Annotated in this window: 21 protein-coding genes and 1 pseudogene; 9 read left to right on the top strand and 13 right to left on the bottom strand. The window is 70.1% G+C overall.

Translation table 11 applies throughout. The annotated features are described in order from the left end of the window. The first annotated feature begins 37 nt into the window (after nucleotides 1-37). On the top strand, nucleotides 38-253 hold the full coding sequence (locus tag QC180_RS17185; protein WP_278263773.1) for a hypothetical protein: 216 nt from the start codon (nucleotides 38-40) through the stop codon (nucleotides 251-253). Then, nucleotides 250-1,521, top strand: coding sequence for a hypothetical protein (locus tag QC180_RS17180; protein ID WP_278263772.1), 1,272 nt, complete (start codon nucleotides 250-252; stop codon nucleotides 1,519-1,521). Before QC180_RS17185 ends, QC180_RS17180 begins: the two co-directional genes overlap by 4 nt. Here the strand turns inward: QC180_RS17180 and QC180_RS17175 are convergent. Then, nucleotides 1,445-2,062 (bottom strand): hypothetical protein, encoded by a 618-nt coding sequence (locus QC180_RS17175; protein WP_278263771.1) that lies wholly within the window; start codon nucleotides 2,060-2,062, stop codon nucleotides 1,445-1,447. The two genes, QC180_RS17180 and QC180_RS17175, sit on opposite strands and share 77 nt — an antisense overlap. Nucleotides 2,063-2,128: 66 nt before the next feature. Beyond that, on the bottom strand, nucleotides 2,129-3,088 hold the full coding sequence (locus QC180_RS17170) for a helix-turn-helix transcriptional regulator (RefSeq protein ID WP_278263770.1): 960 nt from the start codon (nucleotides 3,086-3,088) through the stop codon (nucleotides 2,129-2,131). Between the two features lie 87 nt (nucleotides 3,089-3,175). Between QC180_RS17170 and QC180_RS17165 the strand changes: the two genes are divergently transcribed. Then, nucleotides 3,176-3,700 (top strand): DinB family protein, encoded by a 525-nt coding sequence (locus QC180_RS17165; RefSeq protein ID WP_278263769.1) that lies wholly within the window; start codon nucleotides 3,176-3,178, stop codon nucleotides 3,698-3,700. Here QC180_RS17165 and QC180_RS17160 read toward each other — a convergent pair. Next, nucleotides 3,660-6,149 carry a helix-turn-helix domain-containing protein gene (locus QC180_RS17160; RefSeq protein ID WP_278263768.1) on the bottom strand — a complete coding sequence of 830 codons (2,490 nt, stop codon included), beginning with the start codon at nucleotides 6,147-6,149 and terminating at the stop codon, nucleotides 3,660-3,662. The genes QC180_RS17165 and QC180_RS17160 overlap by 41 nt on opposite strands. Before the next feature lie 172 nt (nucleotides 6,150-6,321). Here QC180_RS17160 and QC180_RS17155 point away from each other — a divergent pair, with 172 nt between their 5' ends. From QC180_RS17155 to QC180_RS17145, 3 genes are all read left to right on the top strand, one after another. Then, nucleotides 6,322-6,777: a carboxymuconolactone decarboxylase family protein gene (locus tag QC180_RS17155; RefSeq protein WP_278263767.1), complete on the top strand. Its 456-nt coding sequence runs from the start codon at nucleotides 6,322-6,324 to the stop codon at nucleotides 6,775-6,777. Nucleotides 6,778-6,806: 29 nt separating this feature from the next. Further along, nucleotides 6,807-7,235: a nitroreductase family deazaflavin-dependent oxidoreductase gene (locus QC180_RS17150; protein WP_278263766.1), complete on the top strand. Its 429-nt coding sequence runs from the start codon at nucleotides 6,807-6,809 to the stop codon at nucleotides 7,233-7,235. A gap of 125 nt (nucleotides 7,236-7,360) precedes the next feature. Next, nucleotides 7,361-8,017, top strand: a complete 657-nt coding sequence (locus QC180_RS17145) for a hypothetical protein (RefSeq protein WP_278263765.1) — start codon at nucleotides 7,361-7,363, stop codon at nucleotides 8,015-8,017. 2 nt (nucleotides 8,018-8,019) lie between these two features. Here QC180_RS17145 and QC180_RS17140 read toward each other — a convergent pair whose 3' ends face one another. The 8 genes and pseudogenes from QC180_RS17140 to QC180_RS17105 form a co-directional block, all read right to left on the bottom strand. Beyond that, nucleotides 8,020-9,405, bottom strand: coding sequence for a vWA domain-containing protein (locus tag QC180_RS17140; protein WP_278263764.1), 1,386 nt, complete (start codon nucleotides 9,403-9,405; stop codon nucleotides 8,020-8,022). 70 nt (nucleotides 9,406-9,475) lie between these two features. Further along, the gene (locus tag QC180_RS17135; protein WP_278263763.1) at nucleotides 9,476-10,363 is read right to left on the bottom strand and encodes an AAA family ATPase; all 888 of its coding nucleotides are present in this window, start codon (nucleotides 10,361-10,363) and stop codon (nucleotides 9,476-9,478) included. A 23-nt stretch (nucleotides 10,364-10,386) separates the two neighbouring features. Further along, a complete protein-coding gene (locus QC180_RS17130) occupies nucleotides 10,387-11,745 on the bottom strand; it encodes a DUF2252 domain-containing protein (protein WP_278263762.1) in 1,359 nt (452 codons plus the stop codon). 52 nt (nucleotides 11,746-11,797) lie between these two features. Next, a pseudogene (locus QC180_RS17125) lies at nucleotides 11,798-12,151 on the bottom strand (hypothetical protein); the annotation flags it as partial. A gap of 109 nt (nucleotides 12,152-12,260) precedes the next feature. Beyond that, nucleotides 12,261-12,467 (bottom strand): hypothetical protein, encoded by a 207-nt coding sequence (locus QC180_RS17120; protein ID WP_278263760.1) that lies wholly within the window; start codon nucleotides 12,465-12,467, stop codon nucleotides 12,261-12,263. 88 nt (nucleotides 12,468-12,555) lie between these two features. Then, complete coding sequence (gene ilvC / locus QC180_RS17115) at nucleotides 12,556-13,557, bottom strand: ketol-acid reductoisomerase (protein ID WP_186817432.1); 1,002 nt, start codon at nucleotides 13,555-13,557, stop codon at nucleotides 12,556-12,558. A gap of 51 nt (nucleotides 13,558-13,608) precedes the next feature. Then, the gene (gene ilvN, locus QC180_RS17110; RefSeq protein ID WP_019048314.1) at nucleotides 13,609-14,112 is read right to left on the bottom strand and encodes an acetolactate synthase small subunit; all 504 of its coding nucleotides are present in this window, start codon (nucleotides 14,110-14,112) and stop codon (nucleotides 13,609-13,611) included. After that, nucleotides 14,109-16,022 carry an acetolactate synthase large subunit gene (locus QC180_RS17105; RefSeq protein ID WP_278263759.1) on the bottom strand — a complete coding sequence of 638 codons (1,914 nt, stop codon included), beginning with the start codon at nucleotides 16,020-16,022 and terminating at the stop codon, nucleotides 14,109-14,111. The genes ilvN and QC180_RS17105 overlap by 4 nt, the downstream gene beginning before the upstream one ends. A 307-nt stretch (nucleotides 16,023-16,329) precedes the next feature. Here QC180_RS17105 and QC180_RS17100 point away from each other — a divergent pair, with 307 nt between their 5' ends. Further along, complete coding sequence (locus QC180_RS17100) at nucleotides 16,330-17,079, top strand: PH domain-containing protein (protein ID WP_278263758.1); 750 nt, start codon at nucleotides 16,330-16,332, stop codon at nucleotides 17,077-17,079. Between the two features lie 295 nt (nucleotides 17,080-17,374). Next, nucleotides 17,375-19,216, top strand: a complete 1,842-nt coding sequence (gene ilvD, locus QC180_RS17095) for a dihydroxy-acid dehydratase (RefSeq protein WP_278263757.1) — start codon at nucleotides 17,375-17,377, stop codon at nucleotides 19,214-19,216. A gap of 117 nt (nucleotides 19,217-19,333) precedes the next feature. Here ilvD and QC180_RS17090 read toward each other — a convergent pair whose 3' ends face one another. Continuing rightward, entirely contained in the window at nucleotides 19,334-20,191 is an 858-nt protein-coding gene (locus QC180_RS17090; RefSeq protein ID WP_278263756.1) for a DoxX family protein, read from the bottom strand. Between the two features lie 90 nt (nucleotides 20,192-20,281). Here QC180_RS17090 and QC180_RS17085 point away from each other — a divergent pair, with 90 nt between their 5' ends. After that, nucleotides 20,282-21,403 (top strand): PQQ-dependent sugar dehydrogenase, encoded by a 1,122-nt coding sequence (locus QC180_RS17085; protein WP_278263755.1) that lies wholly within the window; start codon nucleotides 20,282-20,284, stop codon nucleotides 21,401-21,403. A gap of 66 nt (nucleotides 21,404-21,469) precedes the next feature. Here the strand turns inward: QC180_RS17085 and gatB are convergent, their stop codons facing one another. Next, nucleotides 21,470-22,975: an Asp-tRNA(Asn)/Glu-tRNA(Gln) amidotransferase subunit GatB gene (gene gatB, locus QC180_RS17080; RefSeq protein ID WP_278263754.1), complete on the bottom strand. Its 1,506-nt coding sequence runs from the start codon at nucleotides 22,973-22,975 to the stop codon at nucleotides 21,470-21,472. Nucleotides 22,976-22,979: the final 4 nt, after the last annotated feature.

Genomic DNA, 22,979 nt, shown 5'->3' with positions numbered 1-22,979 from the left:
GCATTCTCGGGGTGAGTTCGCGTTATCCAGGAGTCACATGAGTGTTCGAAATGTGCGGGAGGGTGGCGTGCCCGAGCCGGTGCCCGCGGTGGAGAAGTTGCCCGCGGAGCAGGCTCGGGATCTGTTCGAGTTGATGGGGGCCGCGGTCGCGTTGGAGGCGGCGGCGTTGGACAAGTCGATCGACTCGATGGTGGGGGCGTTGCCGCGGCCGTTGCGGGCGGTGACGAAGAAGATCATGTTCGGGGGGCGATGACGGATTTGACGACGCGGGCGCAGCTGATATTGCTGGCCCGCACTCTGCACGTGCATCCACAGCGGGTGCAGCATCTGCGGCATCTGGGCGCGCGGCGGTTGCACGAATTGCAGGAGCAGATCTCGGGGGTGCTGTTCGATCAGCACACGGACACGTTCCGGCGGATCTCCGCGCTGGTGCCCTACATTCCGCTGTCGATCTCGATTCCCCTGGTGCAGAAGCTCGTTCCGCCGATGATGACCGGGCGGGCGGCGGGGGCGGTCGGGGTGGATCATCCGGTGAAGGCGGCGGAGACGCTGACGATGCTCGATCCCGGGTACGCGGCCGATTGCGCGCCATATCTGGATCCGCGGGCGATCGCGCAGCTGGCCGACATCGCGCCGACCAAACCGGTCGTGGCGATCGTCAACGAGTTGCTGCGGCGGCGGGATTATGTGACCGCCGGACCGTTTCTGGCCTGCGCCACCAAGGAATTGATCGCGGGTGTCGAGGCGGGGGTGCGCGACGACGCGGGGCTGATCTTCTCGGCGGCCTATTCCTACGATGTCGAGATTCTCAGCGCGGTGGTGCGGCAGTTGCTGGACGGGCCGCGACGGCGGGTGCCCCGGATGGCGCACACCGTGCTGTCGGGGGCGCCGGGACTGCAACACGCCGCGCTGTCGGTGTTCTCGCGGTGCGAGCCCGATGTGGTGCAGCGGGTGGGCGACATCCTGTTCGGGAGCGCGCGACCCAAGGCGGTCGGTGAGCTGGTGCGCAACGCGCTGATGGTGGGGGCGGTGCCCGAATTCCTCACCATCGCCGGACAACTCACGCCGTTGGGGCTGTGGTCGCTGGTGGGCAATCCGGTGTTCGCCGATCCCGACATCGGGGCCGGGCTGATCGCGCCGCTGGACCGCCGCGAGGACGCGGGGAGCTGGCGCGGGCTGTTCACGTTGATGTCGCGGATGGACGACGGGGTGCGCAATCGCGCGGGGTACGCGCTGGCCACCCTGTCGGACACGGCGGTCGCGGCCCTGCCCGCCCGCGCCACCGAAACCGGTTGTTGGCCCGCGCTGTTGGACCTCGTCGCCGTGTCCGGGCCACAGGCGCGAGCGCGATTCGGCGCGGTGTGGTCGGAGCTCGGCCCCGAGCGACGAGCCCACCTACATCGCTGCATCCACGAGCACAACTACGACACCCGCCTGGCCGAGATCACGGCCCTGGTGGCGCCGGTGGCAGTGGATCAACTGTTCTTCGAGCGCCGACGGATGCAGCGCTACCGCCACTGACCGCCGACTCCGGCGGCAACCAGGCCCGATCACCAGGCGGTAGTTCGCCGCCGCGCACGCCGAGATCCGCGCGGGCGCACTCGTAGAATTCGTTGCGCAGTCGTCCGGCCTCCTCGTAGCGGCGTACGTACTCCTCGTGCGTCATGTCGACGCCACGGGCCACGTAGGTGAGTTCCCAGACCGCCTTGTTCCAGCGGCGAGCGGCGGTGACGGTGGCGGGTGAGCCGACGAGCAGCACGATCTCCCACTTCAGCGATTTCGCGACATCGGCGTCGGCCAGGGCCGCCAGACCTTCGTCGTGGTCGATCGGCGCGGCGGTGTTGGGGAAGCCGCGCGCCGCGGCCAGGCGCATCGAGATCATCGCGTACTGCTTCACGGCGTGGGCGAACTCGTTGTACGCGACCAGGCGACGCTCATCCCATTTGCTCTGCTCGGTCCGCCGCCAGCGCGACCGTTCCGTCCAGGTCGTGAAGGCGAATGTCGTGCCGGCGCCGAGGAGGACGCCGACGACCGTGAGCACTTGCTGCACAAGGGAATTCACTCCCCCATCATGCCGACCGATGACAATCCGGCCGCCCGGTTCATTCCGTCGACCGGGCGGTGGGACTCATGGATTGGTGGAGCGGGTGAAGCGGGTGCCCCATTCTTTCAGGCGGGTGATGAGTTCGGGGGGTTCTATGACGTGGAAGTCGGCTTCGGCTTTGCCGAGGAGGAGGATGGGCCAGTCGAGGTTGTCGACCGACATCTGGACTCGGGTGCGGGTGGGGGTCAAGGGGGTGGTGGTGCACCAGCGGCCTACGCGGGATTCGATGTGTTCGGCGGGGGCGTCGAGGTCGGCGGTGACTGTGTAACCGGTTCTGCGGGCGCCTATTCCGGTGCGGACGAAGGTGGCGGCGTCGGGGGCGGGGAGGTCGCGGGGGCGGAAGCGGGCGCCGGTGGAGGCGGCCTCGGTGAGGCGGTCTACGCGGAAGGTGCGCCAGGCGTGGCGGGTCAGGTCGTAGGCGACCAGGTACCAGCGGCGCCCGAGGGAGACCAGGCGGTGCGGTTCGACCTCGCGGGCGCTGGTCTCGCCGTCGGCGGCGGTGTAGCCGAAGCGCAGGCGTTCCTCGGCGCGGCAGGCCAGGGCCAACGCGGTGATGACGGTGGGGTCGACGTCGGACAGCGGCAGGGTCCAGCCGGTGGAGACGGTCATGGCGCGCAGGGCGTCCACGCGGCGGCGCAGCCGGGTGGGTAGGACGGTGACGAGTTTGGCCAGCGCGCGCACCGAGGGTTCGGCCAGGCCGTCGACGGCGCCCTGGGACCCGGCCTGCAGGCAGACGGTGATGGCGACGGCCTCGTCGTCGTCGAGGACCAGCGGCGGCAGCGCGGCGCCCGCGGCGAGCTGGTAGCCGCCGTCGGCGCCGGTGCGCGCGTCGACGGGGTAACCGAGCTCGCGCAGGCGGTCGATGTCGCGGCGCAGGGTGCGCGCGGAGACCCCGAGGCGGTCGGCGAGTTCGGCGCCGGGCCAGTAGCGGTGGGTCTGCAGCAGCGACAGCAGTCGGAGGGTGCGTGCGCTCGTGTCGGCCATGTTCTCCAGTATCGCGCCATTGCGGACGGAAACTGACCGCAATGGGGTCTACCTTGGGTTTCACACCGACAACGGAAGGAATCAGCAATGAACGCCACCCTGATCGACACCGAGCGCGCCGACATCCTGGAGACCCTCGCCAAGCACCGGCACTTCCTGCGTTTCACGGTGCGCGACCTGACCGACGAGCAGGCGGGGCTGCGCACCACCGTCAGCGAACTGTGCCTGGGCGGGCTGATCAAGCACGTCACGGCAGTCGAGCAGAACTGGGCGACGTTCATCGTCGAGGGTGCCGCCGCCGCACCGGATTTCGAGTCGATGACCGAGGAGCAGATCGCGCAGTGGGGCGCGGTGTTCCAGATGCGGCCGGGCGACACCCTCGCCGGAATCCTCGACGCCTACGCGGAGGTGGCCGCGAAGACCGATCAGCTGGTGCGCGACCTGCCGGATCTGAACCTCTCCCACGAGCTGCCCACGGCGCCGTGGTTCGAGCCGGGCACGCGCTGGACCGCGCGGCGCACCCTGATGCACATCATGACCGAGACCGCGCAGCACTCCGGCCACGCCGACATCATCCGGGAGTCCCTGGACGGGGCGAAGTCGATGGGCTGACCGGCCCGAGCAGGTCCGCGGCGGCCGCGCGATGCTCGGCGGCCGCGACCGGATCGGTGGCTTCGAGCACGTCGGCGATGCCCTGGTGGGCCGCCGCTTCGGTGAAGCGGTGGCCCACTCGCGGTGCCAGGGCGAGGGTTTCCCGATACAGGCGCAGGGCGTCCTCGGGCAGACCAGCGAGCTGGCAGGTCGCGGCGTAGCCGTTGAGGAAGTGGATCTTCCAGTGCTCCTCGAACAGCTCGTCGAGCAGGGCGAAGGCGGCGCGGTGCGCGGCGAGGGCCGCCTCGAAGCGGCCCATCCGGCGCAGCGCGACGCCCTGGCAGTTCAGGCACCACGCCTCGTTGTGCTTGTGACCGTCGGCGCGGGCGGCGGCCAGCGCCTGGTCCAGCTGCGCGAGCGCGGCCTCGGGGTCGGTCTCGGCGATGGCGACCCCGAGGGTGATCCTGGCCTGCAGCGACGGCACCTGGTCACCGGCGAGGTCGAGGGCCTCGCGGGCCAGGCGGGCGGCCTCGGCGGGTTCGCCCAACTGCAGCACCGCCCACGCCTCCCCCGCGACGGCGTCGGCGGCGCCGACGGGAGCGCCGCTGAGGGCATACAGCTCCCGCGCCTGCCGGAACAGCGTCAACGGTTCCTCGACATCGCCCTCGTCCCAGCGCAATTGGGCGCAGCGCATGATCAGGTCGGCGCGCGGCAGCGGGTCGCCCGCCGCGGCGACCAGCGGGGCCGCGGCGCCGTAGGCGGCGGCCGCCTCGGTCATCCGGCCCGCGTTGTAGCGGGCGAAACCGAGGTCGCTGTGCGCCTCGGCGAGGCGGCGGGGGTCGCCGAGTTGCTGGGCCGAGGCGAGTGAGCGCTCGAACAGTTCGTTGAGATGTGTTGTGCCGCAGCGGCGGGCGAAGAAGGTGCGCAGGAAGCGCGGGAGTTCGCAGACGTGGGTGTCGGCGCCCGCCTCGACGGCGGCGTAGAAGACCGCCATCAGATTGGTGTACTCGGCGACGAACCAGCCGAACGCGGCGTCGCGGCCGGGGAAGCGCGGCAGCTCGGCCGGGGGCGGGCCCGCCGAGACCGGCGGGGTGGGGGTCGGGAAGGGCATGGCGGCGTCGGCGGCCGCGGCGGCGTGCACGTAGTAGTCCAGGACGCGGAGCAGGGCGCGTGCGCGGTCGGCGGCGGAATCGGTGTCGAAGGTGGCGCGGCGGGCGTGCTGACGGACCAGGTCGTGCAGGCGGTAGCGGCCGTCGGCGGGCTGCTGGACCAGGTGCGCGTCCAGGAGGTCCTCGAGCATGGCGCGCGCGGTGCGCAGGGGCACGTCGGCGACGGCGGCGGCGACGTAGTCGGTGAAGGTGGAGCCGGGGATCAGGCCGAGCAGCCGGAACAGGCGACGTTGATCGCGCGGCAGCTGACGCACCGACATGCCGAAGGCGGTGTCGAATTCGCTGGGCCCCTCGGCCATCCGCTCGACCAGGATGCCGATCGACCAGCCCGGCCGGTGCCGCAGACGAGCCGCGGCCAGGCGCAGGGCCAGCGGGAGGTTGCCGCACAGCCGCAGCACCTCGGCGGCGTGTTCGGGTTCCTTGGCCAGTCTGCCGTCGGGACCACGCGCGTCGCCGCTGGCGCGGGCCAGCAGTTCGGCGCTCTCCCGCTCGGAGAGCACGTCGAGGCTCACCGGCGGCACCTCGTCGAGGTCGAGCAGCCGGTTGCGGCTGGTGATGATGGCGATCGACTCCCCCGCGCCCGGCAGCAGCGGCGCGACCTGGTCGGCGTCGACGACATTGTCGAGCACGATCACCGCCCGCAACCGCGCCAGTTCCGAGCGCCAGCAGGCGGCGCGCTGCTCGACGCCGCCCTCCTGCGGGACCTTCTGCGAGGGCACCTGGAGGGCGGCCAGCAGGGCGCGCAGGGCGGCGTCGGGGTCCAGCGGCTGGCGGCCGTCGGTGAAGCCGTGCAGATCGAGATAGAGCTGGGCGTCGGGGTAGTCGGTGGTGAGCTGGTGGGCGGCGTGCACGGCCAGGGACGTCTTGCCGACTCCGGCCATGCCGTCGATGGCGACCACGCGGTTCGCGCGCACGGCGGCGAGCACGTCGGCCAGGGCCTGCTCGCGGCCGGTGAAGTCGGGGATGTCGCGCGGCAGGTCGTTGCGCGGTGGGGGTGGCGCGTCGGCCGGTGGGCTCGGCGGGGCGACCTGGCGACTGGTCTTGGGCGGGGCGGGCAGCGGGTTGGCGGCGCGCTCCCACAGCGGACGCAGCGGCCGCGGATCGCGGGTGACCAGGCGGCACAGTTCCACCACCGCGGGCCACGGCGGCACCGTCTGCCCGCTGAGGTAGCGCGACAGCGACGACGAGCTCAGGCCGGTGTCGCGGGCCAGCGCGCGGACGCCGCGACCGGACAGTTCCTGGAGCAGGCGCAGCCGCGCGGCCAGCTCGTCCCGGGGGTGGGCCCGCGTCGCCTGATGCACCGTTCTCCACTCCGTCCCGCGCGGAAACACCGGATTTCCGGTTGCCGATCCCGAGGTCAGGACCGGTTTCCACTGTCCCACAGTGTCCCACAGGCATCGCTTCGCGGCCGCGTTCGGGCTGATATGGAGTCACACCGCGAACAGCGGAAACACACCGAACGAGGAGAACGACATGCAGTCCCGGATGCAGAACCCCGCCCTGGTCCTCACCGACGCGATGGGCCCGATCCAGCAGGTGCTGGCGGCCGTGCGGACCGGCGGCGTCGACGGCGAGATCCTCGAGCTGGTCCACCTGCGGATCAGCCAGATCAACGGGTGCAGCGCCTGCGTGGACGGCGGCGCCAAGACCGCCCGCAAGGCCGGTGTCAGCGACGAGCGGCTGGCCACCGTGGCCGCCTGGCGCGAGGCACCGTACTTCAGCGAGGAGGAGCGCGCCGCCCTCACGCTGGCCGAGGCCGCGACACGCCTGGCCGACCGTCCCGACGCCGTCACCGACGAGATCTGGGACAGTGCTGCCAGCTACTTCGACGAGCGTCAGCTGGCCTCGATCGTGCTGATGATCGGCGTGACCAACATGTTCAACCGGCTCAATGCCACCACCCGCCAGATCGCCGGGGCCTGGGGCTGAGCCCCACCCGATTCGAAAGGACACTCGCGATGGCTACCTCGGGCTTCTCCCGCTGGATGCAGCACAAGATGAACGCCAGGATGAACCGCAAGATCCGCAAGGGCAAGGGCGAGTTCATGGGCATGGACGTGCTGATCCTGCACACCGTCGGCCGCCGCAGCGGCGAGCCGCGCCAGACCCCGATCTCCTGGTTCTCCGATGGCGGCGAGGGCTGGCTGCTGGTCGCCTCCGGCGGTCAGGGCGGCGACCCGGACTGGCAGCGCAACCTGATGGCCAACCCCGACCGGGCCACCATCGAACTGCCCGCCAGCACGCCGACGCCGGTGCGACCGCAGGTGCTGCGCGGTCAGGAGCGGGCCGCGGCCTGGGCGTCGATCACCGTCGCGCAGCCGCGCTACGCGAAGTACCAGGACAAGAGCGAGCACGAGTACGCGGTGGTGCGGCTCACCGCGCGGTGACCGGCGCTCGTGTCGGTTGCGCAACGAAACCCGAGGTGCCCTGCCAGGAGTTCTAGACTCCTTGGCAGGCACGGGGGACCGAGCAACCGACGAGGATCGTCGGCGCCGCGACCGCGGAGGTGATCGTGGGATATCCGGGATACCCGGGGTATCCGCCGAACGGACCGTATGCGCCCCGCCCTTCCCGCTGGCCCTGGGTTCTCGGCGCGCTGGTGGTCGTCGCCGCGCTGGCGGTGGGCGTCATCGCCGCGGGGATCATCATCGTGCAGCACGAGCGCAACTCCCGATCGGCCGCCTCGCGAACTGTCGGCAACACCATCGCCGCCACCGGTCCGTACGCGCCGCCGGTACCGGCGTCACCGCAGGCGGTGCCGGTCGATCCGCAGTCCGCCGCGCTGGATTCCCTGCTCGCGCAGGCCGCGGCCGACCGGCCGGTGGTGAGCGCGAATCTGGCCGAGCGGTGGGTACCGCAGCTGTCGGCCAAGCAGCCGGGCCTGGTGGCCGCCGATGTCGACGGGCGGATGGTGAGCTGGACCAACAGTGAGATCCTCGCGCAGAATCAGCGTTTCCGGCAGCAGTATCCCGGGGCTCGCCTGGTCTGGAGCGACGACTGGAGCACCTTCGACCTGCAGGGCTGGTGGATCACCCTGGCCGACGCGTCCTTCGCCGACCCCGATTCGGCCAATGCCTGGTGCGACGCCCACGCGATTCCCGTCGACGACTGCTTCGCCAAGCTGGTGAGCAACTCCCGCGGCTCGGCGGGCACCACCAAGTACCGCTGAGTTCAGGCGGGCAGCAGCCTGCCGACGACTTCGGCCAACTGCCGGACGTTGCGGCATTCGTGCATGGTGACGATCTCGGTGTAGGCGTCGGCGGCCGAATCGCCGGTCGACCAGGAGCGCGCGGGTTCCGGGTTCAGCCAGTAGACCGCCTTGGCCCGTTCGGTGATCGCTTGCAGCGCGGCGAGATTGGGGTCGGTGCGGTTGGTGCGGGCGTCGCCGAGGATCAGCACGCAGGTCCGGGGGCCGACGGCGTCGAGGTAGTGGTCGGTGAAACCTTGCAGCGCCTCGCCGTAGTTGCTGGACCCGAAGCGCACCACGCCCGCCTCGCGGACGATGCTCTGCGCGAAACCGGGCGGCGGCGGTTCGCCGGGAGTGAAGTAGTGAGTGATCTCGGCGCAGACGTCGACGAAGCCGAAGCTGCGGACACGGCTGAACTGGTCCTGCAGGGCCTGCACCAATTGCAAGGTGAATTCGGAGAATCCGGTGACCGAGCCCGAGACATCGGCCAGCACAACGAGATCCGGGCGGCCCCGCTTGCGGGCACGCAGCACCGGGTCGACCGGTACGCCGCCGGTGGCCATCGACCGGCGCAGGGTGCGGCGCAGATCGATGGAGCCGCGCACGGCCTTCTTGCGGCGCACCGCGAGCCGGGTGGCGAGTTTGCGGGCCAGCGGGTGGACCAACTTGCGCATCTCGGCGAGGTCCTGTTCGCGGGCGCCGAGGAAATCGGTGCTGTCGCCGCCGGGTTCGACGCCGCGCCGGGCGATGTAGTCGGTGCCGCGCAGCTGCGCCGAGCGCAGGCGGGCTTCGGCCTGGACCTGCGCACGGAACTGCTCCACGCGGCGGCGAGCCTCGATGGTGTGCACGGCCGCGTCGAATTGACCTGTGCCACCCAGGGTTTGCGCGACCTGCTCGGAGATCTCGCCCGGGCGCAGCGATTTCATCGTCATGTACGACGACCAGCCCGCGCCGGAGGCGGTGGTGACGCGCCCCGCCGACTCCCCCGCGCCGCCGTACGCGCCGAAGGTGTTGAGCGCTTCGCGGGCCAGCTCGGCGGTGTCGGCGCCCTGGATCAGGGTGGCGATGAGCCGATCGCGCAGATCGCCCGCCTCCGCGCCGGGTGCGGTGACCGGGCGGTCGCCGTCGAGGAAGTACAGGTCGAAGAGCTGGTCGAAGACGGAGCGCTGGCCGTCGCGGCGCAGCAGGCAGGCGGCCAGGCCCGAGCGCAGCACGCGCGGGTCGGCGGTGCCGAGGGCGACGATCGCGGCGGCGGCGTCGACGGTTTCGCTGGGGCCCGCGTGGATGCCGTGTTCGCGCAGCAGGCCGACGAAGCCGACCAGGCGGTCGGTGGTCGGGGTGGCGCCCGCGCGCAGGGCGGGGGCTGTCATCGGACCGCCGCGTTCGCGGAGCGAGGCCCGGCGCCCGCGTCCCGGCTGGACATCGACCGGAGCCCGGCGGTCACGGGGCCACACCCGGGTGCGCGGTGTCGTCGAGGCCGAGCTTCTCGATCGCCATCCGGTGGTCGGACTGGTATTTCAGCAGCACGCCGAGGGTGGAGCGGACCACGCCGCCGGTGAGGGTCCGGGTGCCCAGGGCGACCAGCGTTTTCGCCCAGTCCACGGTCTCGGCGATCGATGGCGCCTTGCGCAGCGCGAGCTGACGCAGCGCGCTCACCGTCGTCACCACCGGTTCGGCCAGGTCCGCGTCGAGTTCGGGGACCTTCAGCCGGACGATGGCCTTCTCCAACTCGGCGGTCGGATAGTCGATGTGCAGGAACAGGCAGCGGCGCTTGAGCGCCTCGGACAGATCGCGGTGGGCGTTGGAGGTGAGGATGACGAAGGGCTTGCGCACCGCCGTCACCGTGCCCAGTTCCGGGATGCTCACCTGGAAGTCACCGAGGACCTCGAGCAGCAGTCCTTCCAGCTCCACGTCGGCCTTGTCGAGTTCGTCGATGAGCAGGACCGTGGGGTCGGGGTTGCGGATGGCCGCCAGCAGCGGGCGGGCCAGCAGGAACTCCTCGGTGAAGACGTGGTCGCGGGTGCTGTCCCAGCCCTCGCCGTCGGTGGCGGTGATGCGCAGCAGTTGCTTGGCGTGGTTCCACTCGTAGAGGGCGCGCGCCTCGTCGATGCCCTCGTAGCACTGCAGGCGCACCAGTTCGGCCGTCACCGCGGTGGCGATCGCCTTGGCCAACTCCGTCTTGCCGACACCGGCCGGGCCCTCGATCAGCAGGGGCTTGCCGAGCCGGTCGGCGAGGAAGACCGCGGTCGCGATGTCGAGGGAGGGCAGATACCCGGCCGCGGTCAGCCGGTCGGTCACGTGGTCCACCGAGGCAAAGAACTTACTCATCGGTAACCAGTGTAGTGGCAGCGCTAGTACGCGTGCGGAGCGGCGGTGATCCGGCCGGAGTCGATGGCGGCCAGCATGGCGTCGCGGTCGGCGGCGGTCTGGTCGGCGTAGGCCAGGGCGAATTCGCTCATCGCCTTGTCGAACTTGTCGCCGCCGCCGAGATAGGCGTGGATGGCCAGGCGATCGCCGGAGCGGGCGTGCGCGCGGGCCAGCACGGCCCCGCACAGGCTCGCGTAGTTCGCCAGTTCGTGCGGGGCGAGGATGCTGATATCGGCCGAGCCCTTCATGTCCTTGAGCTGCCGCCAATAGAAGTAGCGGCCCGCCGGGCCGGTCGCCCAGCCCAGGAAGATATCGCTGGCGGCCTGCATGAGCCGCTGCCCCGCGACCACCCGGTGCCCCTGATGCTGGAAGCGGCTCGCGGACAGATGCGCCGCCAGCACCGAGGTCTCGGCCTCCTTGACCTGCAGGAACAGCGGGGCGCCCGACTCCTTGTCCATGAACAGCACGATGAAGCAGCGGGTGCCCACACTACCGACGCCGACCACCTTCATCGCCATGTCGACCAGCACGTGCCGGTCCAGCAGGATGCGGCGCTCGTCCGGGAGGCTGCGGCGATAGTCGCCGAGGACGGTCTTGACGGTCTTCTCGTCCAGTGACTCGATCGGCACCAGCAGCGGCGGCTGGTTCTTGATGCGCGGGGTGCCGTCGGTGTCGGGCTCGGTGAGTTTGTCCAGCGCCTGCAGGCTGGTGCGTTTGCGGGCGGAGTTCATCGTCTTCTCCACGACCTTGCGGCGCTTCTCCTTGGGGATCGCCGCGAGCACCCTGTCGGCGTCGACGCGCTCGTACCAGATGCTGAGCGAGTCCAGACCCGCCATGGTCGCCATCGCCTCGCGATAGCCCCGGCCCGCGCATTCGGCGGCCGCGGCGGCGCGGATGTCGTCGAAGCCGTTGTCGCGGGCGGCGACGGCGACGCTGGCGGCCAGGCGCTTGACGTCCCATTCGAACGGACCGGGCAGCGTCTCGTCGAAGTCGTTGAGGTCGAAGACGAGATTGCGTTCCGGGGAGGCGAACAGGCCGAAGTTGGACAGGTGCGCGTCACCACAGAGTTGCACGGTGAGCCCGGTGTTCGGGCCCCGCGCCAGGTCGGCGGCCAGCACCGCGGGCGCGCCGCGCAGAAAGGTGAACGGCGACAACGCCATCCGCGCGTACCGGATCGGCACCAGCTCGGGGACCCGCGTGCGCGCCTGCCGCTCGAGAATCGTCACCGGGTCCTCCCGCCCCGGCCCGGCCCCCCACACCCCCAACGCCGACCGCGACACCACCTTCCGCGCCGCCCGCCCCACCTCGACAGCATCCCGATCGAAATCCGCCACGGTCGTCATCGAGCAAGTCTGTCGCTACCGGGTCGAGACGGCAAGGACCTGCGAGGTGATGTCAGGAAGTCAGGAGCGCATCGAGATCGGATTCGAGATCGCGGTCGCGATGGAACCCGCGCTCGGTGATCAGCCGCACGGCGAGCCTCGCCTCCGCGATGTCATCCGCGGAGGCAGTCGACAGCAGCCCGCGAAGGTCTGCCAGGTCCTGCGGACGAGTGGCATCGTCGCGCGCGAGCAGCTTCAACGCGATGAGATGTGCGGTCGTCGCGACCGGCAGGACGAGGTCGGGAACTATTTCGAGATTCTCCGCGGCCACGACGATCTCCGGTTCGATTCCGGAGCTGGCGAACAGGAGATCGACGAGAATCGGCACCCCGGCGAAGGACCGGCGCAGACGGATCGTCGCCAGGCGAACCGGGGAACCGATCGAGCCGACACCGAGAACCCGCCGACCAGAGCCCATCGGTAGCCCAGCCGATCGATATCGGAGGTGGCGTGGCGCAATGCCGCTTCGAGTGGGTTCACGCGAATCGGGGTGACTGCCGACCGGCGGAGTCGCCGAGCGGAGCACCCGGCCGGGAAAGCAACCAAGCATGCACCTTTTCCTCGATGGCGCCTTCGGCGGCATCGGGGAATTCACGGCGCATCCGCGCTCGATACATCTGGATGCCGAAGTCGGACATCTCCAGAGCGAGCTTCAGGCGCTGAGCCGGGGTACCTTCCGTCACCTCTTCAGCTTACTGGTGCTCCCATGAAGTGCGAGCAGCCGAAAGGCCCGCTCGCTTGTGGCGAGCGGGCCCTTCAGGGGGTGAAACCTCAGGCGGTTTCGGTGATCGGGCGGTCGACCCAGCTCATCAGGCCGCGGAGCTTGGCACCGGTGACCTCGATGGGGTGCTCGGCGTTCTCCTTGCGCAGGCCCTCGAGCTCCTTGTTGCCGCCTTCGACGTTGGCGACGAGGCGCTTGACGAAGGTGCCGTCCTGGATGTCCTTGAGGATCGCCTTCATGCGCTCCTTGGTGTCGGCGTCGATGACGCGCGGACCGGACAGGTAGCCGCCGAACTCCGCGGTGTCGGACACCGAGTAGTTCATGCGGGCGATGCCACCCTCGTACATGAGGTCGACGATCAGCTTGAGCTCGTGCAGCACCTCGAAGTAGGCCATCTCGGGGGCGTAGCCCGCCTCGACCATGACCTCGAAACCGGTCTTGACCAGTTCCTCGGTACCACCACAGAGGACGGCCTGCTCACCGAACAGGTCGGTCTCGGTCTCTTCCTTGAAGGTGGTCTTGATGACGCCCGCGCGGGTGCCGCCGATGCCCTTGGCGTAGGACAGCGCCAGCGCCTGGCCCTCGCCGGTCGGGTCCTGGTCGACCGCGATCAGGGCCGGGACGCCCTTGCCGTCGGCGAACTGACGACGCACCAGGTGGCCGGGGCCCTTGGGGGCGACCATGGCGACGGTGACGTTGGCCGGAGCCTTGATCAGACCGAAGTGGATGTTGAGGCCGTGGCCGAAGAACAGCGCGTCGCCGTCCTTCAGGTTGGGCTCGATGTCGTTGGTGAAGATCGACGCCTGGGCGGTGTCGGGGGCCAGCACCATGATCACGTCGGCCCACTCGGAGACCTCGGCGGGGGTGCCGACGGTCAGCCCGGCCTCTTCGGCCTTCGGGCGCGACTTGGAGCCCTCGGCCAGGCCGACACGCACGTCGACACCGGAGTCGCGCAGGCTCAGCGAGTGCGCGTGACCCTGGCTGCCGTAGCCGATCACGGCGACCTTGCGGCCCTGGATGATCGACAGGTCAGCGTCGTCGTCGTAGAACATCTCGACTGCCACAGTGGAGTCCCTTCTGGATTATTTCCTGGTTGACAAAAGTTAGCGGGTGGCCGTGATGGACTTCGGACCGCGTCCGACGGCCACGACACCGGACTGCACGATCTCGCGGATACCGTACGGCTCCACCATGCGCAGCAGGGCATCCAGCTTCGAGCGGGTGCCCGTGGCCTCGATGGTCAGCGCGTCGGGTGAGACGTCGATCACCTTGGCGCGGAACAACTGCACGGCCTCGATCACCTGCGTGCGGACCGAGGCGTCGGCGCGCACCTTCACCAGGATCAGCTCGCGGGCCACCGAGGCGTCGGCGTCCTGCTCCACGATCTTGATGACGTTGATCAGCTTGTTGAGCTGCTTGGTGACCTGCTCGAGCGGCAGATCGTCGACCGTCACGACGATGGTCATGCGCGAGATCTCGGGGATCTCGGTGCCACCGACGGCGAGGGACTCGATGTTGAAGCCGCGGCGCGAGAACAGGCTCGCGACTCGCGCCAGCACGCCCGGCTTGTCCTCGACGAGAACGCTCAGGGTGTGGGTGGTGCTCATTGCTGCTCCTTGTTCATCGCCTCGTGGATGACGGCGGGCTCGGAGACCTGCTCGTCCTCGTCGAACAGCGGACGGATGCCGCGGGCGAACATGATCTCGTCGTTGCTGGTGCCCGCGGCGACCATCGGCCACACCTGGGCGTCCTTGCCGACGATGAAGTCGATCACGACCGGGCGGTCGGTGATGGACTGCGCCTGGCGGATCGCGGCCTCGACCTCGTCTTCGGACTCCACCCGGATGCCGACGCAACCCAGCGCCTCGGCCAGCTTGACGAAGTCGGGGATGCGCAGGGTGTGCGTGCCCAGGTCGGTGTTGGAGTAGCGCTGCTCGTAGAACAGGGTCTGCCACTGGCGGACCATGCCGAGGTTGCCGTTGTTGATCAGCGCGACCTTGATCGGCACGCCCTCCACGGCGCAGGTGGCCAGCTCCTGGTTGGTCATCTGGAAGCAACCGTCACCGTCGACCGCCCAGACCTCCTTCTCGGGAGCGCCCATCTTGGCGCCCATGGCCGCCGGAACGGCATAGCCCATGGTGCCCAGGCCACCGGAGTTCAGCCAGGTGCGCGGGTTCTCGTACTTGATGAACTGCGCGGCCCACATCTGGTGCTGGCCGACACCGGCGCAGTAGACGGCCTCGGGACCGGCCAGGCGGCCCAGCGCCTCGATGACGAACTCCGGCGAGAGCGAACCGTCGCTGGGCTGGCTCCAGCCCAGCGGGTAGTTGTCGCGGATCTCGCTGAGGTAGGCCCACCACTCGGTGAGCTTCAGCAGCGGCGCGTCGCCGGACTGCGGGTCGGCCTTGAGGGTCTCGATCAGCTCGGCGATGACCTCGCGCGCGTCGCCCACGATCGGGACGTCGGCGTGGCGGTTCTTGCCGATCTCGGCCGGGTCGATGTCGGCGTGGATGACCTTGGCGCCCGGCGCGAAGGAGTCCAGCTGACCGGTGACGCGGTCGTCGAAGCGGGCGCCGAGGGTGATCAGCAGGTCCGAGCGCTGCAGGGCCGCGACGGCGCCGACGGTGCCGTGCATGCCGGGCATGCCCATGTTCAGGGTGTGGCTGTCGGGGAACGCGCCGCGCGCCATCAGGGTGGTGACCACCGGGATGCCGGTCAGCTCGGCCAGCTCCAGCAGCTCGGCCGAGGCGTCGGACTTGATCACACCGCCGCCGACGTAGAGCACCGGCGACTTGGACTCCAGGATCATCCTGGCGGCCTCGCGCACCTGCTTGCCGTGCGGCTTGGTGACCGGACGGTAGCCGGGCAGACGCATCTCCGGCGGCCAGGAGAACGTGGTCTGGGCCTGCAGGGCGTCCTTGGTGATGTCGACCAGGACGGCGCCCGGGCGGCCCGAGGCGGCGAGGTAGAACGCCTCGGCCAGGATGCGCGGGATGTCGATCGGGTCCTTGACCAGGAAGTTGTGCTTGGTGATCGGCATGGTGATGCCGGAGATGTCGGCTTCCTGGAAGGCGTCGGTGCCGACCAGGCTCGACGGCACCTGACCGGTGATCGCCACGATCGGGACCGAGTCCATCTGGGCGTCGGCCAGCGGGGTCACCAGGTTGGTGGCGCCGGGGCCGGAGGTGGCCATACACACACCGACCTTGCCGGAGGCCTGCGCGTAACCGGTCGCCGCGTGACCGGCGCCCTGCTCGTGGCGCACCAGGACGTGGCGGACCTTCTTGGAGTCGAACAGCGGGTCGTAGACGGGGAGGACCGCGCCGCCGGGAATGCCGAATACGGTGTCGACGTCGAGCTCTTCGAGGGACCGAACAACCGACTGCGCGCCGGTGACGCGCTCGGGCGCGACCTGGCGGCGGGAGGGGTTGGTCGCCGGGCTACCAGCGGCAGGCTGGTTCGCCGAAGGCGCTGACCTGCGGGCCGATGGCCCGGGTCGTGCGGTTGGTGCACTCACCGTCTTCGTTCCTAACTTTGTCGTTCTGACTCCGGACTGGCGCGGAATTCGCCCGAACACAAAAAAGCCCCCGACCAGCGCAGGGCTGTTCGAGGGTGGCGCGTCGCAACGCGAGCTGACGTATTCGACTCAGGTAGTCAGGCTCAACGCTGGACGCGCCGGCCGATTACGAGCAACTCGTTTCGTTTCACACGCACGACGTTAGGCGCGCGTGGAGCGAAGAGTCAAACAGGCTACCTTTCGCATCCCATTCTGTGGGACTCGAGTGGTTGCGTGGGTCCGAATACCGAGATGCGAGGATGGAGGGGTGTCATCACCGCATCAGTCCGTGCCACCGGCTAAATCGTCCCACACCGCCGACGAGGGAACCGATACGGGTCGGCCCTCGCGACCCGGTGGCCTGCGCGCGGCCGCTCCCGGCCGCCTCGTCGCCATCGGCGCGGTGGTACTGGCGTACCTGATCTTCGTCGTCGTCGGGACGGTGCAGGACTGGTCGCTGGGGCTGCGGATCGGACTGATCGTGCCGACCGCGGTGATCGTCTGGCTGCTGATCCCGCGCCGCACGAGCGTCCCGACGCCGGGCATCCACATCATCGGGGTGCCGCGCCTGGCCTACATCGGCGTGCTGGTGCTGGCGTTCTGCGTGTTCTTCCCGTTCGTCGGCTGGCCCGCGGGCCTGTGGTGGCTGCTGCTGTTCCCGGTGATCGCGATCTGGTGGGTGGTCCGGACACACACCACCGTCTCCGAGTCGGGACTGGATCTGAGCACGATGGTCGGCAAGCGGCACCTGGACTGGGATCAGGTCAAGGGCGTGCGCATCCCCAAGCGCGGGTATGTGCGGGCGCGCCTGTCCGACGACTCCGAGGTGAAGCTGCCCGCCGTCGGTTACGACCGGCTGCGCGAACTGATCGAGGCGTCCGGGGGCCGACTGCCGGACGTGTTCGCCGCCGCCGAGGCCGCCGACGCCGAGCGCGTCGAGGCCGAGCGGGCCCAGGCGAAGGCCGAGGCGGACGCCGAGACCGAGGCGAAGACCGAGGACTCCGACACCGAGCGGTGAGCGTCGGCTCGGTCACCCCGGGAATCCGGGCGGCGCCGACCACCGTTGCACCGGTAAGCTGACGGCACCGGGCACCCCGCGCCGACGGCATCACCGCGGCGACACTCTCCGGAGCGACACTCCCGCCTCGAGCCCGGTTCCGGCACCGACGTACCCAGCACCGGCGCGACGTGACCAGCGCGCCCCGGAGTAACGTGCGGGGTTGCCGGACGCACCGCGCACTCGCATCGTGCCGCGCAGGTCAGCCCCCTGCCCGCACGCTCGGACGCACCCAGCGACACACGAGGACTCCCCCATGCCACCGCTTCGCTCACGCACCACCACCATCGGCCGCAACGCCGCGGGCGCCCGCTCGCTCTGGCGCGCCACGGGTATGACCGACTCCGACTTCGGTAAGCCGATCGTCGCGATCGCGAACTCCTACACCCAGTTCGTGCCCGGTCACGTGCACCTGAAGAACGTGGGCGACATCGTCGCCGAGGCCGTGCGCGCCGCCGGTGGCGTGCCGCGTGAGTTCCACACCATCGCCGTCGACGACGGCATCGCCATGGGCCACGGCGGCATGCTCTACTCGCTGCCCTCGCGCGAGATCATCGCCGACTCGGTCGAATACATGGCCAACGCGCACACCGCCGACGCGCTGGTGTGTATCTCCAACTGCGACAAGATCACTCCCGGCATGCTCAACGCCGCCATGCGGCTCAACATCCCGGCCGTGTTCGTCTCCGGCGGGCCGATGGAAGCGGGCAAGGCCGTGGTCGCCGACGGTGTCGCGCACGCCCCGCTGGACCTGGTGCACGCCATCTCGGCCAGCGCGAATCAGGCCGTGTCCGAGGAGGGTCTGGACGCGGTCGAGCGTTCGGCCTGCCCGACCTGTGGCTCGTGTTCGGGCATGTTCACCGCGAATTCGATGAACTGCCTCACCGAGGCGTTGGGTCTGGCGCTGCCGGGCAACGGCTCCACGCTGGCCACCCACGAGGCCCGCCGCGCGCTGTTCCAGCGGGCCGGTCGCGTGATCGTCGACATCGCGAATCGTTGGTACCGCGACGACGACGCCTCGGTGCTGCCGCGCAATGTGGCCGACGTCAAGGCCTTCCGCAACGCGATGGCCCTGGACGTGGCCATGGGCGGGTCCACCAACACCGTGCTGCACACCCTCGCCGCCGCGCAGGAGGGCGAGATCGACTTCGATCTGGGCACCATCGACGAGATCTCGCGTCGGGTGCCGTGCCTGTCGAAGGTCTCGCCGAACTCCGACTACCACATGGAGGACGTGCACCGCGCCGGTGGCATCCCCGCCATCCTGGGCGAGCTGCGTCGCGGCGGGCTGCTCGAGACCGACGTCACCACCGTGCACACCGCCAGCTTCGAGGAGTACCTCGACACCTGGGACATCCGCTCCGGCAAGGCTTCCGAGGAAGCGCTCGAGCTGTTCCACGCCGCGCCCGGTGGCGTGCGCACCACCGAGCCGTTCTCCACCGCCAACCGCTGGTCCTCGCTGGACACCGACGCCGCGGGCGGCTGCATCCGCGACGTCGAGCACGCCTACACCGTCGAGGGCGGCCTGTGCGTGCTGCGCGGCAACATCGCGCCCGACGGCGCGATCCTCAAGACCGCGGGCATCGACGAGGACCTGTTCACCTTCGAGGGCCCGGCCGTGGTGGTCGAGTCGCAGGAGGAGGCGGTCTCGATGATCCTGGGCAAGAAGATCCAGGCCGGTGACGTGATCGTCGTCCGCTACGAGGGCCCCTCGGGTGGCCCGGGCATGCAGGAGATGCTGCACCCCACCGCGTTCCTCAAGGGTGCGGGCCTGGGCAAGGTGTGCGCGCTGATCACCGACGGTCGCTTCTCCGGTGGCACCTCGGGTCTGTCGATCGGACACATCTCCCCCGAGGCCGCCCAGGGTGGCGTGATCGGCCTGATCGAGAACGGTGACCGTATCCGCGTCGACGTGGGGACCCGCGCGCTCGAGGTGCTGGTCTCCGACGAGGTGCTCGCCGAGCGTCGCGCGAAGATGGAGGCCTCGGAGCGCCCGTGGCAGCCGGTCAACCGGGAGCGTCCGGTCACCACCGCGCTGCGCGCCTACGCGGCCCTGGCGACGTCGGCCGACAAGGGCGCCGTCCGCCGCGTGCTGTAACCGCCTCCCCGCGAATTCTGGCCAGACCTGAGTGCGCCGCCGGTTGCTGATGCGACCGGCGGCGTACTGGTGGTCGGGTCAGCTCATCCCTGACGAGTTACCCATGTGCTTGCGAGATCAGCTCTTGCTGTCGAAGGGGCCTATGCCCTGCAAGGGGTTGCCGCCGTGGAGGAACCAGAAGGTGAGGATCGCGGCGGCGACGGCCAGCAGGACGACGACGCCGGAGCCGTAGGCGGGGCGGGTGGCCCAGCCTCGGGTGCGGTCGAAGGACCAGCGGCCGGGGCCGGTGAGGATGATCGCCAGGGCCGCGCCCGCCAGCACCGAGTCGAGTTCGACGCCGGTGGGGGTGCCCGCGTTGTACTGGAAGCCGGGGATCATGCCCTGCTTCCACATCCAGGCGTTGAGGATCGTGGCCAGCACCGCGCCCGCGGCCAGCGGGGTGGCCAGGCCGATCACCAGCAGGATGCCGCCGCCGAGTTCACCGGCGATCACCAGCGCGGTCGACAGTGACGGGTAGTCCCAGCCGCCGCCTTCCATCATCTGCTTGGTGCCGTCGAGGCCGGGGCCGTGGAACCAGCCGGTCAGCTTCTGCAGACCGTGGTAGATGAAGGTGTAGCCGACCACCAGCCGCAGCACGAACAGGCCCAGATCGAGGGTGCCGCGGCGGGGCTCGCGATTGCGCCGCTGCAGGCGGACCGCGCCCGCCGAGGCCGCCGTCGCGGGCGGGATCGAGGCGTAGCCGTAGTCGCCCTCGTCGCCACCGGTCCGCGCGGCACCCGCCGTGGGGACGTCCTCGCCCGGGTCGAGGTCGAGGTCCTCGTCGGTGCGGGGGATGTCCTTGCCCAGATCGGGCTTGCGCATCTGCGTGGTCGGGGAATCGTAGGGGCTGGTCACCGGGCGACCCGCCGACGACGCAGCCTGTCCGGCCTGCGCCGACCCTTCAGCATCGGGTGTGTCGTTCGACTTGTCGGTCACCGTCTCACCTTAGGACGTGGGATCGCGGTGCGCCGGTGTTCCCTCGATCAGGCGTGTCAGCGCCACCGCGCTGCCGGTAACGTCTGACGCATGAGTTCGGGAATCGCGGGCCGGGTGGCAGTCGGATTGGCAATCGGCACCGTTCTGGTCGCCGGATGCGCTCGCTTCGACGAATCGGCCTCGAGTCCGTTCACCACCGAACCCTCGGTGGGTGGATCGGGGGCCGAACCCAAGAAGCCGCAGGATTCGCCGTCGGAGGTGCCCCGCCCGACCGGTCCGTGCATCGACCCCGATCCCAATGTGATCGCCACCTGTCTGGACTCCGCCTCGGGACTGATCGCCATGGGTGACGGCGCGCTGGTGGCCGAACGCCGCACCGGCCGCATCCTGCGCGTCACGCCCGTCGACGCGAGCACTCCGCAGCCGCCGCCGGAGGAGGTCGCCAGCGTGGCCGTCGACGGCTCCGGTGACGGCGGGATCTCCGACATCGTGCTCTCCCCCACCTTCCACGAAGACGGCCTGATGTACGCCTACATCACCACCGGCAGCGACAACCGGGTGGTCCGCATCTCCGAGAGCGGCGGCACCAAGGAGATCCTCACCGGAATCCCCAAGGGCGCCACCGGCAATCGGGGCGCGCTGGAATGGGCCACGCCCTCGCAGCTGCTGGTGCTCACCGGCGACGCGGGCAATCCCGGCGCCGCCGCCGACCCCGGCTCGCTGGGCGGCAAGGTGCTGCGGCTGGAATCGCCGTCCTCGGGGGTCAACACCCCGCAGGTGGTGGCCTCGGGCATCGGCACCGCCGGTGATCTGTGCCGCGACGGCAAGGACGGCATGTGGGTCACCGACCGCACCGCCGCCGAGGACCGGCTCCAGCACCTCGGCGCCGACGGCGCGCTCAGTGTCGCCTGGACCTGGCCGGAGCGTCCGGGTGTCGGCGGCTGCACCGCGACCGCCGACGGTGTCGTGGTGGCGCTGGGCGAGGGCAAGGCGCTGGCCGCGGTCGCCGCCGATCCGGCCACCTTCGCCGTCACCACGGCACCGGCCATGATCGCCCAGGACAAGTACGGCAAGCTGCTCGGCGCCACCGCGAGCGCCGACGGCAGCGTCTGGGTGACCACCATCAACAAGACCGACGGCGAGCCCGGCGAATTCGACGACCGCGTCGTGCGCATCCCACCGCCCCAGGGCGGCGGCAGCGGCCCGGACTAGCGGCCGCCGCGACACCGAAGAGCCCCGTTCCTCACGGGTGAGGGACGGGGCTCTTCGGGTGGCCCGCTAGCTACAGGCGGCGATGACCAGGTCGCGGACGCGGGCGGCGTCGGCCTGGCCACGGGTGGCCTTCATGACGTCGCCGACGATCTTGCCCGCGGCCTGGACCTTGCCGGAGCGGATCTTCTCGGCGATGTCCGGGTTGGCCGCGAGGGCCTTCTCCACCTCGGCCCGCAGGGCGGAGTCGTCGCTGACCATGCCCAGGCCCTTGGCCTCGACGATCGCGGCGGGCTCGCCCTCCCCGGCGAGGACGAAGTCCACGACCTGCTTGGCGACCTTGTTGTTCACCGTCTTGGCCTCGACGAGCGCGATCACCGCGGCGACCTGCGCGGGCGTGATCGGCAGCTCGGCCAGCGCGATCTCGCGCTCCTTGGCCTTCTCGGTCAGGTAGGCGACCCACCAGGAGCGGGCCTCGTTGGCCGGGGCGCCCGCCTCGACGGTGGCGATGATCAGGTCCAGGGCGCCCGCGTTGACCAGGTCGCGCATGACCTCGTCGGACAGACCCCATTCGCCCTGGATGCGCGCGCGCACCAGCCACGGGTACTCGGGGATGGTGGTGCGCAGTTCCTCGACCCAGGCGGCGTCGGGGGCGACGGGCTCGAGGTCTGGCTCGGGGAAGTAGCGGTAGTCCTCGGCGGTCTCCTTGCGACGACCGGCGGAGGTGGAGCCGTCAGCCTCGTTGAAATGCCGGGTCTCCTGCACGATCTCGCCGCCCGCGGTGAGCACGGCGGCCTGACGGCGCATCTCGTAGCGCACCGCGACCTCGACGCTCTTGAGCGAGTTCACGTTCTTGGTCTCGGTGCGGGTACCGAATTCCTCGGCGCCCACCGGCATCAGCGAGACATTGGCGTCGCAGCGCAGCGAGCCCTGCTCCATCTTCACGTCCGAGACGTTGAGCGAGCGCAGCACCTCACGCAGCGCGGTGACGTACGCGCGGGCCACCTCGGGCGCGCGCTCCCCGGCGCCGGTGATCGGCTTGGTGACGATCTCGATCAGCGGCACCCCGGCGCGGTTGAAGTCCAGCAGCGAGTGGCTGGCGCCGTGGATGCGTCCGGTCGCGCCGCCCACGTGCAGCGACTTGCCGGTGTCCTCCTCCATGTGCGCGCGCTCGATGTCCACCCGGAAGGTGGAGCCGTCGTCGAGGACCACGTCGAGGTAGCCCTCGGTGGCGATGGGCTCGTCGTACTGGCTGATCTGGTAGTTCTTCGGCTGGTCCGGGTAGAAGTAGTTCTTGCGCGCGAACCGGCCCCACGGGGTGATCGAACAGTTCAGCGCCAGACCGATCCGGATGGCCGACTCGACGGCCTGCTCGTTGACCACCGGCAGCGAGCCGGGCAGGCCCAGGCACACCGGGCACACCTGGGTGTTGGGTTCGGCGCCGAACTCGGTGGGGCAACCGCAGAACATCTTGGTCGCCGTGGACAACTCGACGTGGACCTCCATGCCGAGCACCGGCTCGTACCGGGAGATGACATCGGCGTAGTCCATCAACTCGACCGTGGGTGCGCTCATGGCT

This window comes from Nocardia anocheti, assembly GCF_029675105.1.
Lineage (GTDB): Bacteria > Actinomycetota > Actinomycetes > Mycobacteriales > Mycobacteriaceae > Nocardia.
Note: the sequence above shows the minus strand (reverse complement) of the source record. Positions and strands in the feature narration are given on the sequence as shown.